Annotated in this window: 12 protein-coding genes; all 12 read left to right on the top strand. The window is 72.0% G+C overall.

Going from position 1 to position 15,999, the window contains the following annotated elements:
• Positions 1–790: 790 nt before the first annotated feature.
• Positions 791–1,828, top strand: a complete 1,038-nt coding sequence (locus tag ABS52_18130) for a hypothetical protein (GenBank protein ODT00675.1) — start codon at positions 791–793, stop codon at positions 1,826–1,828.
• A complete protein-coding gene (locus ABS52_18125) occupies positions 1,818–2,729 on the top strand; it encodes a hypothetical protein (GenBank protein ID ODT00674.1) in 912 nt (303 codons plus the stop codon). Before ABS52_18130 ends, ABS52_18125 begins: the two co-directional genes overlap by 11 nt.
• 51 nt (positions 2,730–2,780) lie before the next feature.
• Complete coding sequence (locus ABS52_18120; protein ODT00673.1) at positions 2,781–3,677, top strand: 3-hydroxybutyryl-CoA dehydrogenase; 897 nt, start codon at positions 2,781–2,783, stop codon at positions 3,675–3,677.
• 70 nt (positions 3,678–3,747) lie between these two features.
• Positions 3,748–5,184 (top strand): hypothetical protein, encoded by a 1,437-nt coding sequence (locus tag ABS52_18115; protein ID ODT00672.1) that lies wholly within the window; start codon positions 3,748–3,750, stop codon positions 5,182–5,184.
• Between the two features lie 44 nt (positions 5,185–5,228).
• Positions 5,229–6,671: a hypothetical protein gene (locus ABS52_18110; protein ID ODT00671.1), complete on the top strand. Its 1,443-nt coding sequence runs from the start codon at positions 5,229–5,231 to the stop codon at positions 6,669–6,671.
• Positions 6,672–6,817: 146 nt separating this feature from the next.
• Positions 6,818–8,665, top strand: a complete 1,848-nt coding sequence (locus ABS52_18105) for a hypothetical protein (protein ID ODT00677.1) — start codon at positions 6,818–6,820, stop codon at positions 8,663–8,665.
• Positions 8,666–9,005: 340 nt separating this feature from the next.
• Positions 9,006–9,233 carry a hypothetical protein gene (locus ABS52_18100; GenBank protein ID ODT00676.1) on the top strand — a complete coding sequence of 76 codons (228 nt, stop codon included), beginning with the start codon at positions 9,006–9,008 and terminating at the stop codon, positions 9,231–9,233.
• A complete protein-coding gene (locus ABS52_18095; protein ID ODT00670.1) occupies positions 9,226–9,657 on the top strand; it encodes a hypothetical protein in 432 nt (143 codons plus the stop codon). Before ABS52_18100 ends, ABS52_18095 begins: the two co-directional genes overlap by 8 nt.
• Positions 9,654–12,023, top strand: a complete 2,370-nt coding sequence (locus tag ABS52_18090; protein ID ODT00669.1) for a salicylyl-CoA 5-hydroxylase — start codon at positions 9,654–9,656, stop codon at positions 12,021–12,023. Before ABS52_18095 ends, ABS52_18090 begins: the two co-directional genes overlap by 4 nt.
• Positions 12,024–12,046: 23 nt before the next feature.
• Positions 12,047–12,886, top strand: a complete 840-nt coding sequence (locus ABS52_18085; GenBank protein ID ODT00668.1) for an enoyl-CoA hydratase — start codon at positions 12,047–12,049, stop codon at positions 12,884–12,886.
• Between the two features lie 9 nt (positions 12,887–12,895).
• Positions 12,896–14,095 (top strand): acyl-CoA dehydrogenase, encoded by a 1,200-nt coding sequence (locus ABS52_18080; GenBank protein ODT00667.1) that lies wholly within the window; start codon positions 12,896–12,898, stop codon positions 14,093–14,095.
• Positions 14,088–15,999: hypothetical protein (locus tag ABS52_18075; protein ID ODT00666.1), on the top strand; the 1,912-nt coding region annotated here is incomplete at its 3' end. The genes ABS52_18080 and ABS52_18075, both read left to right, overlap by 8 nt.

Here is a 15,999-nt window from a genome sequence, read left to right as displayed (position 1 = left end):
CACCGGCGTCGCCCGCACCGGCGTCGCCCGCACCGGCGTCGCCCGCACCGGCGTCGCCCGCACCGGCGTCGCCCGCACCAATACCAGCACCGCCCAAGCCTCCAACGGTCCCTTCCTTCGCCGCACCAGCCAAGCCAGCCCCACCGCCACGCGAGCCCGTGGCACCTCCAACAGGGACCCAGATGGCTCCCCCGCGCCCTGCCCCCTCCCCGGCCCTAGCCGGCTCCGCCTGCCGCTACTGTGGTGGCGGGCTCCCCGAGGGGCGCCGCGTCACCTTCTGCCCGAGCTGTGGCCACAACCTGACGGTGCAGCACTGCCCCGCCTGCGCCACCGAGCTCGAGGTGGGGTGGAAGTTCTGCATCACCTGCGGACGCGGCGTCGGGCAGTAGCCCGCTGGGCCCACGAGGGCGAGCATGGGCGTCCGCAGGGGGACACCGTTCGCAAGGCGCCGGAGGGAGGAGGGGAGCGTCGGATCTCGCGGGCCCGGAGCGCCGAGCTTGCGACGGCGGACACCGACGCCGGAGCCGGAGTCCGGCCCGGGAACAGGCAACGGGAGAACGTCGGCGGGGCATCGAAGGTAGAATCGATCGACGAGGTGACACTTTTCGTCGCCACCGCTTCGTAGTTCTACCACACACGAATGCCCCACGATCGTCCTGCCTCGGTTCCGCCGGCTGCGGCTCGGCGCCCTGCACGCGCCCGGCCCCACGCGTGGTGCATCGCCGCGCTCGCGTCGTGCGTCGTCGCACTCGCGGGGTGCGCCTCATCGGGCCCGGTCACCGTCACGGCGGTGCCGGCGCGGGCCGACACGGCCGGCGTGGCCGGCGGGATGCAGGGGGGCGCGCGCACCGCGAGCGGGTGGCGCATCGACACGCGCGAGCACGTCGACCTGTGGCTCCACGGCTTCGCCCTGCTGCAGGACGACTCCTCGCTGGTGCCGTATTTCCGCCTGGGGTACGGCGCGGCGTTGCGCCAGGTGCGTCCGGCGGCGGGGCGATTGCTGGACGCGAATCGTGCGCAGCTGCAACGCCGCATCGCCGCGAACGCCAACCTCACGTCAGCGCAGTTCCTCGCCTTGTACTTCGCCAGCTGGGATGACCTGCGGCGCGGCGTGGACCGGTTCATCCGTGACGGGGGCGACGTGCGCGCGGCGCGCAGCCAGGAGGAGCTGCGCATGTACGCCACGCTGCGCACGTACTTCCCCACGGGCGAGGACCGCGACTGGCTGCGACTGTTCGTGCAGAGCCTGGACGACGAGCGCCAGCGGTTCTACCACGCCTACTGGCTGCAGGAGCAGCAACGCCGCGCCTCGCAGCGCGCCGCGGTCGAGGCGATGTGGACGGGCACGTACGGCCCGGCCTTCGCGCGCTTCATGCGCAACAGCATGCAGCGCGAGGGGAAGGTTCTCCTCTCCCTCCCGCTCGGGGGCGAGGGGCGCACGCTGTCGGTTGGCCAGCGCGACAACTTCGTGACGGTGAACTTTCCCGCACCGGGGGAGGATCCGCTCGAGGCGATGTACGTCGTCGCGCACGAGGTCGTCGGGGCGGTCGCGACGGCCGCGGTGCGCGACAACTCCTCGGCGGCCGACGAGCGGAGCGGCGACACGGCCAGGTGGACGACGCTGTCGGCGGTTCGTGGAGGGGCGATGCTGCTGGAGCACGTCGCCCCCGACCTCCTGGCCGGGTATCAGCGATATTACCTCTCACTGGCCCGCCAGAAGCCGGGGGCCGGCGATCCGTCGGCGGCATTCGCCGCCACCTTTCCGCTCCCTTCCCAGATCGCGACGGCGCTGCAGCGGCAGATCGACGTCGTCCTGGGTGGGATCTGACGACCGCGATGCCATGACCGACGCTCGCTCCGACGTTCGCTCCAGCGATACGCCCGCGCGCCGCCCCGACGCGCAACCGCCCGCTCCCCTCGATCGCGCCTCGCTCGAGCGCGTCCTGGCGCGCGCCGCCGAGCTGCAGGCCGGGCAGGCCGAGCCCGCCGAGCAGATGAGCGAGGCGCAGCTCATCGAGGTGGGGAAGGAAGTCGGGATCAGCCCCGAGCACGTGCGGCTGGCGCTTGCCGAAGAGCGCACGCGTGTGCAGCTGCCGGAGGCGCGGGGAGTCGTCGGCGGGCTGTTCGGCGGTGAGGAGGTGACGGCATCACGCGTGGTCAGCGGAAGCGCCACCGACATTCTCGGGCGGCTGGACGACTGGATGCAGAAGGAGGAATCGCTGCGGCCCAAGCGTCGCTTCGCCGATCGCCTCACCTGGGAGGCGCGGCGCGACTTCCTGGGGACGGTGCAACAGGGGCTCAACTTCAGCGGGCGCGCGTACGCGTTGACCTCGACCGACGAAGTGGGGGCGACCGTAGTGCCGGTCGACGCGCAGCGCTGCATCGTACGGCTCGACGCATCGCTCGCGGGGGCTCGCCGGCGTCACGTGATCGGGGGGTCGCTGGCGGTGGGCGGAGGAGTGCTCGGGCTCGCCGGCCTGGTCACGCTCTCGGCGTTGCTCCCGGGCGGTTCGGTCGCGTTCGGGGTCCTGGTGGGCCTCGCTCCAGCGGTCGGAGGCGGAGCCGCCGCGTACGCAGTGGCCGCGGCGCAGCGGCGCCGCGTGGCCCGCGCCCAGCTCGCCCTCGAGCAGATCCTCGACCGCCTCGAGCGCGGCGAGATCCGGAAGCCGGCCAACCCGCTCGCCGACTTCATCGACCAGGTGGCTCGCAAGGTCGAGCAGATCCGGTAGTCACCCGTCGCGGCGCCTATCCGACGCCCTGCGGCGGTTTCATTATTCCGCATGACCCAGATTCGCAGCATCGGCGTCGTTGGTGGCGGGTTGATGGGCTCGGGAATCGCGCAGGTATCGGCGCAGGGGGGATACCCGACCATCCTCCGCGAGCTGGACGATGCGTTGTGCGACAAGGCGCGCGCGTCGATCGAACGATCGCTGCAGAAGGGGATCGAGAGGGGAAAGCTCACTCCCGAGGAACGCGACGCCGCGCTGGGGCGCCTGACCTGCACCACCGAACTCTCTCCGCTCGCCACGTGCGACCTCGTGATCGAGGCGGTGGTCGAGGAGCTCGACACGAAGCGCGCGCTCTGGCGCACGCTGGACGCACTGGCCGCGCCACACACCATCTTCGCGTCGAACACGTCGAGCCTGTCGATCGTGGAGCAGGCGGGGGCGACCAGGCGCGGTGACCGGTTCGTCGGGCTGCACTTCTTCAGCCCCGTCCCGGCAATGCGGCTGGTGGAGGTGGTGCGCGCGGTGACGACGAGCGATGCGACGGTGGACGCCGCCGTCGCGTTCGTGCGGACCATCGGCAAGGAACCCATCGCCGCCCGGGACACGCCCGGCTTCGTGGTGAACCTCCTGCTCGTCCCCTACATGCTCGACGCCGTGCGGGCCCTCGAGCGCGGCGTGGCGTCGGTGCAGGACATCGACACGGGGATGCAGCTGGGGGCCGGTCACCCGATGGGGCCGCTCGCGCTGTGCGACCATGTGGGGCTCGATACGCTCCAGAAGGTGGCGGAGATCATGTGGGAGGCGTACCGCGAGACACGCTATGCCCCGCCGCCGCTGCTCGCCCGGCTGGTGGCGGCCGGGATGCTCGGGAAGAAGAGCGGGCGAGGATTCTACGATCATGCGGGCCCGACGCCGGTACCTAACGATTTCCGGAGCGGGGCGCCCTGAACGGCGGATGCCGAGCCGGGGGGCGTGGGCGATGTCCATCGGGGGCCGCACGAGACGAGCGGCGCGGCCGATGGACGGCGGGCGCGCGATGCTGACCATGGCGGTGGCAGCCATCGCGGTGGGCGGACTGGCGGGAGTCTCCCCCCTGTCCGCGCAGGGAAGCGGGGCCGCGATGGCCCGCGTTGCCGGCACGGTCTACGACAGCGTGTCGCACGCGGCGCTGGCCGGGGCGCTGGTGCAGCTGGTGGCAATCGGGGCGCGTGGCGACGACGTGCGGCTGACGACGGGGACCGACTCCGCCGGCCGCTTCGCCTTCGCGCACGTGGGCCGCGGACGATTCGTCCTGGGGTTCCTGCACCCCAAGCTCGATTCGCTCGGGATCGAGGCGCCGCTCACGACGCTCGACATCCGCGGCGCGGACGACCATGCGTTCGAGCTCGCGGTCCCGTCGGTGGCGACGGTGCTGCGCCATGCCTGTGGCGATGCGGCGATGCGCGATTCGTCGGGGGCGGTCCTGGGGTTCGTGCGAAGCGCGGCCACCGCCGCCGCGGTGGAGCGGGCCACGGTCCGGGCGCGGTGGAGCGAGATCGTCATCGGCGGCAAGGAGGGGGCACGGGTGCTCGTCCGCGAATCGACGGCGCGCACGGGAGACGACGGATGGTACGCGCTGTGTCACGTGCCGGCCGGCGGACTGGTGCTGGTCAGCGCTGCGCACGCCAGCGACTCCGGGGCCACCCTGGAGGTGGCGGTCCCCAACGACGGCTTGCTGATGCGCGACGTGTACGTCGCTCCCGTGGACGGGGGAGCCGCCACCCTGCGTGGCACGGTCCGCGATGTCTTCGGCGCCCCCCTGGCCAACGTGCGCGTGCGCCTGTGGGGCGAGGGGCGCGAGACCCGGAGTGACGAGGGCGGAGCATTCGTCCTTGCCGGGGTCCCCACGGGGACGCGGATGCTCGAGCTGCGCTCGCTCGGCTACGCCCCGCGCCGCGAGCTCGTGGACCTGCTCGTGCAGCACGAGGTGCGGATCGAGCTCCCGCTCGAGGAGATTCCCACCAGCATCGACACGGTGCGCATCCTGGGCGCACGCCCCGACCCACGAGACGCGCTGGCAGGGTTCCGGCGTCGTCGCTCGCTGGCGCAGGGTGTCTTCCTCGATCCCGACCAGGTGGAGCGGCGGCGCCCCCTGCACTTCACGGACCTGATGCGGGGCATCGCCGGCGTCGACATCGTGACGGTCAACGGGGCGCGGGCCGTGGTCATGCGCGCCCTCGACGGCGTGGGCGACTGCGAACCGGAACTCGTCGTCGACGGCCTCCGCGTCCCCCGATACGACTCCAGCATCGACGACGTCATCCCGGCGAGCATCGTTCAGGCGATCGAGGTGTACCCACGACGGATACAGGCGCCGGCGGAGTTTCAATCGCCAACTTGTGGATCGGTGATCGTATGGACGGGTGCCCGAGGATGGCTGGCGAAGCGGGGGCGGTTGCCGCCCGGCCGGCCGTAGGTGCAACGCGTGGAAAGGATGGGCGATTGGTGAAGGCATCTCTCGTGCTCGCGGCCCTCGCGGCGCTCTCCCTCGCGGGGGCGCCGCTGCCTGCGCAGCAGGACGCGACCGGGGCGTCCGCGCGCATATCAGGCGTCGTCGTCGATTCGCTCGCCGCGCAGCCGCTGGCGGGGGCGTTGGTGCAGCTGGTGGCGGCGGACCGGGCCACGCAGGCGCGAACCGTGCAGACGTCGGCGAATGGCGCCTTCGCCTTCGATTCGGTCGAGGCGGGCCAATACCTGCTCGGCTTCTACCACCCCCGGCTCGACTCGCTCGGGATCACGGCACCGGTCAGGCAGTTGGACGTGCGGAGCGGCCGCAATGTCCGTGTCCCCCTGGCCACCCCGTCCGGGGCGACGATTCGCACCGTGTACTGCGGCGAGCGGGCGCGCTCCGACACGATCGGCGTCTACATCGGCTTCGTGCGCTCGGCCGGCGACGCGCTCCCGCTGTCCAGGTCACAGGTGCGGGTGCAATGGTCGGAGATCACGATCGGTGGTGGAGGATTGTTCCGGACCACCCCGGCCCTGCAGGCGGAGACGAGCGAGCACGGAGGGGTGGCGCTCTGCGGACTCCCCGTGGGCGGGAGCGTCCTGGTGCGTGCGTGGAATGGCAGCGACTCGAGCGGCTTTGCCGAGTTGGAGGTGCCGGCGTCGGGCGTGCTGCTGCGCGACATCTACGTCGGGCGGGCGTACGCCGAGGCCGTGCGCGAGGTCGGCGCCGACAGCACGATGCCTACCGCCACCGTGCTCCGGGGCGACGGGGTGGTGCGCGGGGTGGTGCGGCGCCCCGACGACGAGCCGCTCCCGGGGGCGCGGGTCGTGGTGCTGGGAAGCGGGGTGGAGGATACGACCTCGTCGCTCGGCGTCTACGGACTGCGTGCCCTTCCGGCCGGGACGTACACGCTCGAGGTGCGTGCGCTCGGGTACCTCCCCGCACGACACCCCGTGGACATCATGCAGCGGGGCGAGACCGTCGTCGACCAGCGCCTCGAGGCACTGGGGACCTTCCTCGATACCGTGAAGGTGACCGCCAAGGCGGTCTTCCAGTCGCGCGAGCGGCGCGAGTTCGAGATGCGACGCCGACAGGGGTTCGGGACGTTCATGGACGAGGCCTACATCGAGAAGCGGCAGCCCTTCTACGTGGCCGACCTCTTTCGCATGGTCCCGGGCGTGCGGGTCGAACGCGGCACCTTCGGCGACCGCGTCCTGATGCGCGGCATGGGGTTCAGCGAGTCCTGCATGCCGACCGTGTTCGTCGACGGGATGCGCGTGATGAACCTCGACGGGGACCTCGACGCCGTCGTCAACGTCTCGGCGATCCGCCTCGTCGAGGTGTATCCCCGGGCCGGGATCGCCCCTTCCCAGTTCCAGGCGTTCGAGGGGTGCGGATCGGTCGTGATCTGGACCGGGTCGCGAATGGCCATTCCCCAGCGGGGCAAGCGATAGGCCGGGCGCGGGGAGGGGTCCGTCTCCCCGAGTGGCCCGACTCGCGGCGGGGGGTAGATTCAGCGGCGCCCGGGGGTCCCGGGCGCCTTCGCTGGCCCCTCATCGCCCGTCGCATGCGCGTCGTCCCCCTCCTCGCCGTCGCCCCGCTGGCCGCCGTCCTCGCCACCTCGCTCGCCGCCCAGGCCGCGCCTAACGCCGCAGCCGCACCCAGGGCCGCGGCCGCGCCCCCCATCGAGTACGAGATCGCCTTCCCCAACGCCGCGCACCACGAAGCGGAGGTCGCGATCACCTTCCGTGCGCTCCCGCCCCGTGCGCTCGAGGTGCGCATGAGTCGCAGCTCGCCGGGGCGCTACGCCCTGCACGAGTTCGCCAAGAACGTCTACGCCTTCAGGGCGGTCGACTCGAAGGGGCGGGCATTGCGCGTCACCCGCCCCAACCCGCACCAGTGGGACGTGAGCGGGCACGACGGCACCGTGAAGGTGACCTACACGCTGTTCGGCGACCGCGGTGACGGAACGTATGCCGGGATCGATCGCAGCATGGCGCACCTCAACACCCCCGCCACCTTCGCCTGGGCGCGCGGACTCGAGGGGCGGGGGGTGCGGGTGACGTTCCACCTCCCCGATCCCAGCTGGACGGTGGCGACGCAGCTCTTCCCCACCCGCGATTCGATGACGTTCACCGCGCCCCACTTCCAGTACTTCATGGACTCGCCCGTGCACCTGGGGAAGCAGTCCTGGCACAGCTGGCCCGTGCGCGCGAACGGCAGGACGTACAGCATGCGCATCGCGCTGCACCACCTCGGAACGGCCGACGAGGAAGCGCGCTACGTGGACGCCACGAAGAAGATCGTCGAGCAGGCGGCGGCGGTGTTCGGGACGCTCCCCGACTTCGACGGCGGGACGTACACCTTCCTCTCGACGTACCTCCCATGGGCGGCCGGGGACGGGATGGAGCACCGCAACTCGACCTCGCTGACGAGCACCGGCTCGCTCGCCACCTCGATGAGCGGGTTGCTGGGGACGGTGTCGCACGAGTTCTTCCACGCGTGGAACGTCGAGCGCATCCGTCCGCGCTCGCTCGAGCCCTTCTCGTTCGAGCATGCCAACATGTCGGGCGAATTGTGGCTGGCGGAGGGATTCACCAGCTACTACGGCCCGCTGGTGCTGCGCCGGGCGGCGATCCTGGACGACGCACAGCTGGCGGTACAGATGGCCGGGGCGGTGAACCTCGTCCTCAACGCGCCCGGACGCCGCTTCTTCTCGGCCGTCGACATGAGCCGGCAGGCCCCCTTCACCGATGCCGCCGTCTCGATCGACCCGCAGAACAAGGGAAACACCTTCATCTCGTACTATCCCTTCGGGCAGGCGATCGCCCTCGCGCTCGACCTCACGTTGCGCGGGCGCGGGAAGACACTGGACGACTTCATGCGCGAGATGTGGCAGGCGCACGGCGCGCAACGCAACTACGCCCCCGTGCGCCCGTACACGATCGCCGACGCCCGGGCGGCGCTGGCGCGCGTGACCGGCGACGCGGCCTTCGCGCGCGACTTCTTCGCGCGCTACATCGAAGGGCGGGAGGCGGCCCCGTACGCCGACCTCCTGCGCCAGGCCGGATTCCTGTTGCGGCCGGCCCGCCCCAACGCCGCGTGGGCGGGTGACGTGGCGGTGCGGTTCGAGAAGGGGGCGGCGGTCGTCCTGGCGCCGACCCCGATCGGGTCGCCGCTGTACGCCGCCGGCGTGGACCGCAACGACCGCATCACCGCGCTCGACGGTCGCGCGCTGAACGATGGCGACGACTTCGACGGCGTGCTCGCCAGCCACAAGCCGGGCGACGTGGTCCCCATCACGTACGAGTCGCGCGGGACGACGGTCACGACGACGCTCACCCTCGCCGCCAATCCGCGCATCGAGATCGTCCCGTTCGAGGCGGCGGGCGAGCCGATGAGCGCGCCGATGCGCGCCTTCCGTACCGCCTGGCTGGGCGCGCGTTAGGGAGCCGCCCGACGTGGCCATGCGGCTGACGGCGCTGGCGCGGCGCGGGAGGCGGTTCCTCCCCCTGGTCCTGGCGTGGCTGGCGCTCGTCGCCCCGCTCGCGTGTGGCGGGGGCCTCGCCGACGACGGCCGCGGCGGGGCGCTTCACGTGACGGGCGACTCCATCGGTGCGCTCTCCACCGCCCCGGGGAGCGCGGCGCCGCGCACGCTCACGGAGTCGGCATCGCCGCATGCCGCGGAACCCGCCGCACCGCCGCGGGGCTTCGCCACGTCGGTCGGCTTCCGGTCGCGGCGCCAGCTCGAGGAGCACCATGCCAGGCACGGCGCCGAGTTCGGTCGCATTTCGCAGGCGGAGTACCTGCGACGCGCGCAGGCGCTGCGCGACGCCCCGGTGGGGGGCGACATCCTCGAGCTGCGGCGCGGCGACGGGAGCCGGTCGCGCTTCGACCGGGCGAGCGGTGCCTTCCTCGCCTTCGATGCGGACGGGACCATCCGCACCTATTTCAGACCTAACGACGGCGAGGCGTACTTCCGCCGTCAGGCACGCCGGAGGGGGGCACGTGAGTGACGACGACGCGGTACGACGGGTGCTGGCCGAGCGCGGCTGCCCGGAAGACGTGGTGCGGGGCGGGCTGGCCGCGCTGGTGCAGAAGTGGGAGGCGATCGTGCGGAGCGTCGAGGACGGGTACCCCTTCGGCCTGGACGACCTCCTCAACGACATGGACATCCGCGACGCGATTGCCGCCGCCGCCGCGGTCGCGCCGGCCGCCGAGGCGACGCGGGTGCGCGCCGAGCTGGCGCCGCTCGACGCCAGGCTCCGGCATGCCTCGGTGGTGACCGGGTGCCTGTGGGGGGAGGACGTCGAGGACGACGACGGTCTGGACCCGGGGCGCGAGTGGTGGTACTACCTCCGACCAGCGCGGCTCAGCGAGGAGCTCGCCGACGAGCTCGCGGCGTGGGGGCTGCTGGACGATGGAGAAGCGACGGAATGAACGTCACGGTGCTCGGCGGCGGGCCGGCGGGGTTGTACTTCGCGCTCCTGTTGAAGAAGGCGCGCCCAGCGGACGACGTCAGCGTATACGAGCGCAACGCCCCCGACGACACGTTCGGATGGGGGGTCGTGTTCTCGGACCAGACGCTCGAGAATTTCCGCCAGGCGGACGAGGAGACGTTCCGCGCCATCACCGACCATTTCGCGCACTGGGACGACATCGACATCCACGTGCGCGGCCGCACGATCACCTCCAGCGGGCATGGCTTCAGCGGCATCGCCCGCAAGGTCCTCCTCCAACTCCTGCAGCGACGCGCGGAGGCGTTGGGCGTGGCCCTGCACTACCGGCACGAGGTGCCCGACGTCGCCGCGCTGCAGGCGATGGGGGCCGACCTGGTCATCGCCGCCGACGGGGTCAACAGCGTCGTCCGCCGCACGTGGGCCCGCGAGTTCGGGGCCTCCACCGACGTCCGTCCCAACCGCTACGTGTGGCTCGGCACCACACGGCGGTTCGACGCCTTCACCTTCATCTTCGTCGAGACGCCGCGAGGCGTGTACCAGGTCCACGCCTATCGTTTCAACGAGGCGCAGTCCGCGTTCATCGTCGAGTGCGACGAGGCGTCGTGGCGCGGCGCCGGATTCGACCGGATGGACGCCGCGGAGACCATCACCGAGTGCGAGCGGATGTTCGCCCCGTGGCTCGACGGGCATGCGCTGCAGTTCAACGCCACGCCGCACCGCGTCCGCGACCCGTGGGGGACCTTCCTGCGCGTGAGCTGCGAGCGCTGGCGCCACCAGAACGTCATCCTCCTCGGCGACGCGGCGCACACCGCCCACTTCTCCATCGGGAGCGGGACCAAGCTCGCGATGGAGGACGCGATCGCCCTGGCCCGCGAGCTGGGCGCGCTCCCGGCGAGCTCGTTCCCGAGGGGGGGCACGGGTGCGCTCCCCGCCGAGCTGGTACAGGCGGTCGACCGCTACCAGGCGCAGCGCATGACCGACGTGCTGCGGCTGCAGAACGCGGCGCGCAACTCCATGGAGTGGTTCGAGAACACGCGGCGCTACCTCGCCCTCGAGCCGGAGCAGTTCGCCTATTCGCTCCTCACGCGCAGCCAGCGCGTGAGCCACGAGAACCTCCGGCTTCGCGATCCCGCCTACCTGGGGGGGATGGAGCGCTGGTTCGCCTCGCGGGCGGAGCGTGAGGCGGCGGTGAGCCAGGCGGGAGTGGGCGAGGCGACGGGCGCGGGGGGCGAGGCGGCGGGACGCGGCGTCGCCCCGATGTTCACGCCGTTCCGGCTGCGCGGCATGACACTCGAGAACCGCGTCGCCGTCTCGCCAATGGACATGTACTGCGCGGCCGACGGTGTGCCGAACGATTTCCACCTGGTGCACTATGGCGCGCGAGCGATGGGGGGGGCCGGGCTCGTCTTCACCGAGATGACGTGCGTCTCTCCCGAGGGACGGATCACCCTTGGCTGCACCGGGATGTACACGGCCGATCAGATGCACGCATGGCGGCGCGTCGTGGACTTCACCCACCAGTGGTCGCGCGCGAGGATCTGCCTGCAACTGGGGCATTCGGGACGCAAGGGAGCGGTGGAGCGCGGGCTCGAGCGCGGCGACGACGCCCTGGCCGACGGCGAGGCGTGGGAGGTGATCGGGCCGTCGCCCATCGCGTACCGCCCCACCATGCAGGTGCCGCGCGAGATGACGCGCGCCGACATGGACACGGTCGTGCGCGACTTCTCGCGCGCGGCGCGCCTGGGGCACGAGGCAGGGTTCGACATGCTCGAGCTGCACTGTGCGCATGGCTACCTCCTCTCGTCGTTCCTCACGCCGCTTTCGAACCGGCGCACCGACGCCTACGGCGGGAGCACGGCCAACCGCCTGCGCTTCCCGCTCGAGGTCTTCGCCGCCGTTCGCGAGGCGTGGCCGCAGGATCGTCCGGTCTCGGTGCGCATCTCGGCGACCGACTGGGTGGAGGGAGGGGTGGCGGGGGAGGAGTCGGTGGAGATCGCCCGGGCGTTCATCGCCGCCGGCGCCGACATCATCCACGTCTCGACGGGGCAGACCTCGCCGGACCAGCGGCCGGTGTACGGACGCATGTGGCAGACGCCGTACAGCGACCGCATCCGGAACGAGCTCGGGGCGCGCACGATCGCGGTCGGGAACATCACCGAGCCGGACCAGGTGAACTCGATCATCGCCGCCGGGCGCGCCGACCTGTGCGCCCTGGCGCGTCCGCACCTTGCCGACCCGCACTGGACGCTGCGGGCGGCCGCCGCGTTAGGCCACGAGGCGCAATTCTGGCCGCCGATGTACCGCAGCGGCAAGCTGCAGCTGGAACGCCTCCTCGCCCGCACGTGACCCCTTCCCCGCGCCAGGCGCCCATGCCCACCACCCCCCGCACCTCGCTCGCTGGCCACTCCCCCGCGCACTTCCGGTGGCACCTGGCCGACGGGGTCGGGACCGTCACCCTCGACCGCCCGGAGCGAAAGAACCCGCTCACCTTCGACTCGTACGCCGAACTGACATCGCTCTTCCGCCTGCTGGTCCACGCCACGGACGTGAAGGCGGTGATCCTCACCGGCGCCGGCGAGAACTTCAGCAGCGGGGGCGACGTGCACGAGATCATCGGCCCGCTGGTCGAGGCGAAGCGCGCCGGGCGGATGGACGAGCTCCTCGCCTTCACGCGAATGACCGGTGGGCTGGTGGCGGCCATACGCGCCTGCCCGCAGCCGCTCGTGGCCGCCGTGGACGGCGTCTGTGCCGGAGCCGGGGCGATCCTCGCCATGGCCAGCGACTTGCGCCTGGCGACTCCCCGCACGCGCACCGCATTCCTGTTCACGCGCGTCGGGCTGAGCGGTGCCGACATGGGGGCGTGCGCCATGCTCCCGCGCCTCATCGGCCTGGGGCGGGCGGCCGACCTGCTCTACACCGGGCGCTTCATGGGTGCGGACGAGGGGGAGCGGTGGGGCTTCTACAACGCCGTCGTCTCCCCGGAATCGTTGCAGCTGGAGGCCCTCGCCCTCGCCCGCTCGCTCGCCGACGGGCCCACGGTCGCCCACGGGGTCACCAAGGCATGCCTGCACGCCGAGTGGGGGATGTCGATCGAGGCGGCGCTGGAGCACGAGGCGCAGGCGCAAGCGGTGTGCATGGGCACCAACGACTTCGAACGGGCCTATCGCGCCTTCGTGCAGCGCGAGTCGCCGCGGTTCGAGGGGAACTAGGAGGACCGCGTGGGCGACACCTCGTACCTCGACTGGCCGTTCCTCGACGATGCGCACCGTGCCCTGGCCCGCGAGCTGGGAGGCGAGGCCGCGCGCGAAGCGGGGGGGTGGATGCACCACGACGCCGCGACCGTCGATGCGGCGTGCACGGCGATGGTGCGTCGCTTCGGCGCCCTCGGCTGGCTGCGGCACGTCGTCCCCGCCGCCCACGGCGGGGTTCGCGAGACGCTGGACGTCCGCTCCCTCTGCCTGGCGCGCGAGACGCTGGCCTATCATGACGGGCTCGCCGACTTCGCCTTCGCCATGCAGGGGCTGGGGAGCGGCCCCATCTCCCTCTTCGGGAGCGAGGCGCTCAAGGCGCGATACCTCCCCGGCGTGGCGCGCGGCGAGGCGATCGCCGCCTTCGCCCTCTCGGAGCCCGCTGCCGGGAGCGATGTCGTCTCGATGACCTCCACCGCCACGCGCGAGGAGGACGGGTGGTGGCGACTGGACGGCGAAAAGACGTGGATCTCCAACGGAGGAATCGCCGACTTCTACACGGTGTTTGCCCGTGATCCGGCCGGCGGCGAACGCGCGTTCGCCGCCTTCGTCGTCGATGCCGCCACGCCGGGATTGTCGATCGCCGAGCGGCTGGAGGTCATCGCCCCCCACCCGCTGGCGCGGATCCGCTTCGACGGCTGCCGCCTTCCCCCCGACGCGCTGGTCGGGGAGCCGGGCAAGGGGCTGCGCGTGGCGTTAGGCACCCTCGACGTCTTCCGCTCCACCGTGGGCGCGGCCGCCCTCGGCTTCGCCCGCCGCGCCCTCGACGAGGCCGTGGCCCACGTGCGACGGCGGCGTGCCTTTGGCCAGGCGCTGGCCGACTTCCAGCTCACGCAGGCGCGACTGGCGGAGATGGCGCTGGCGATCGACGCCAGCGCACTCCTCATCTACCGCGCCGCCTGGACCAAGGACACGCGGGGCGCGCGCGTCACCCGCGAGGCGGCCATGGCCAAGCTGCACGCCACCGAGTCGGCGCAGCAGGTCATCGACGGCGCCGTGCAGTTGCTGGGAGGGCTCGGCGTCCGGTCGGGCCATCCGGTGGAACGGCTGTACCGCGAGATCCGCGCCCTCCGCATCTACGAAGGGACCAGCGAGATCCAGAAGCTCGTGATCGCGGGGCAGGTCCTCGCGGCCGACGAACCGCACCAATCGGAGCCCAGGCATGGCTGAGCCCAGCACCCGCCGTATCCCCGGGGGCGTCCCGTCCGCCCATGTCGACACCTTCGCCCGCGACGCGCTCCCACCGGCCGAGCTCTGGCCGGTCATGGATTACGGCGGCATTCCGGAGTTGGCCTATCCCGACCGGATGAACTGCGCCACCGAGCTCCTCGATCGCGCCATCGCGCGCGGCTGGGGCGATCGCGTCGCCTTCCGGGCACCCGGCATCACCTGGACCTACGCGGAGCTGCTCGCGCGCAGCAACCAGGTGGCCCACGTCCTCGTCGACGACCTGGGGCTCGTGGCCGGCAACCGTGTCCTGCTGCGCGGGGCCAACTCGCCGATGCTGGTCGCCCTCTGGTTCGCCGTCCTCAAGGCCGGGGGCATCGTCGTCTGCACCATGCCGCTCAACCGCGCGCGCGAGCTGGTCTTCATCGCCGACAAGGCGCACGTCTCGCTCGCCGTCACCGACACGCGCGTCGCCGCCGACTGCATGCAGGCCATGGCGCAGCACGCGGACGGTCGGACGCGCCAGGGCGCACGCGTCCTCGAGTACCATGCGCCCGACGGGGGGAGCAACGGCCCCTCGCTCGAGCAGCTGATGCGCGGCAAGCCCACCACGTTCGCCAACGTCGACACCGCGGCCAACGACGTCGCCCTCATCGCCTTCACCTCGGGGACGACGGGCGAGGGGAAGGGGACCATGCACTTCCACCGCGACGTGCTGGCGATCTGCGACTGCTTCCCGACCCACGTGCTCCAGGCGTCACCCGACGACGTCTTCATCGGCTCCCCGCCGCTCGCCTTCACCTTCGGCCTGGGGGGGATCGTCCTCTTCCCGATGCGCATCGGGGCGAGTGCGGTCCTTCTCGAACAGGCCACCCCGCCGTTCCTGATCCAGGCGATCCAGGACTACGGGGCGACGACGGTCTTCACCGCGCCCACGGCGTACCGCGCGATGCTCGGGATGCGGAACGACTTCGACCTGTCGTCGCTCCGCCGCTGCGTGTCGGCGGGCGAGGCACTCCCGCTGGCCACCTTCACCGCATGGAAGGAGGCGACGGGCATCACCATCATCGACGGCATCGGGGCGACGGAGATGCTGCACATCTTCATCAGCGCCTCGGGCGACGACGTGCGCCCCAGCGCCACGGGGAAGGTCGTGCCGGGCTACGAGGCGCGCGTGGTGGACGACGACATGCGCGAGCTTCCCGACGGCACCATCGGGCGCCTGGCCGTGCGTGGCCCCACCGGGTGTCGCTACCTCCTGAATCTCGAGCGACAGCGCGCCTACGTGCGCGACGGCTGGAACCTCACCGGCGACTCGTACGTCCGCGACGCCGACGGCTACTTCTGGTACCAGGCGCGCACCGACGACATGATCATCTCGTCGGGCTACAACATCTCCGGTCCCGAGGTCGAGGGGGTCCTGCTCGAGCACCTGGCGGTGCAGGAGTGCGCGGTCATCGGCGTCCCGGACGAGGAACGCGGGCACATCGTGAAGGCGTGCGTGGTCCTCAAGCCCGGGTTCGAGGCATCACCGGCGATGGTGCGCAAGCTCCAGGAGTGGGTGAAGGGGCAGCTGGCGCCATACAAGTACCCGCGGGCGATCGAGTTCGTCGACAGCATGCCGCGCACCGCCACCGGGAAGCTGCAACGCTTCGTGTTGCGCGATCGCGCGCGCGCGGCGGCGCCGGCGGCGGCCGCGCCCCCCTCGCCCGCGATGGTCCCGCCGGCGTTTCCCTCAGCTGCAAGACCGGTCGGTGGCGCCCCCCCGCCGCCCCCTCCTCCCTCCCTCGCCCTCGCCCCCTCCCCCTCCCCCTCCCCCTCCCCCGTCATCGTCCCGGGGTGGCCGCGCCCGCGCGGCTACGCCGACGGGATGTCGGCGCGGGGACGCGTCGTCGTCACCGCCGGGC

The organism is Gemmatimonadetes bacterium SCN 70-22 (assembly GCA_001724275.1).
GTDB lineage: Bacteria > Gemmatimonadota > Gemmatimonadetes > Gemmatimonadales > Gemmatimonadaceae > SCN-70-22.
The sequence above is the reverse complement of the archived record's forward strand: the minus strand, read 5'-3'. Positions and strand labels throughout refer to the sequence as shown.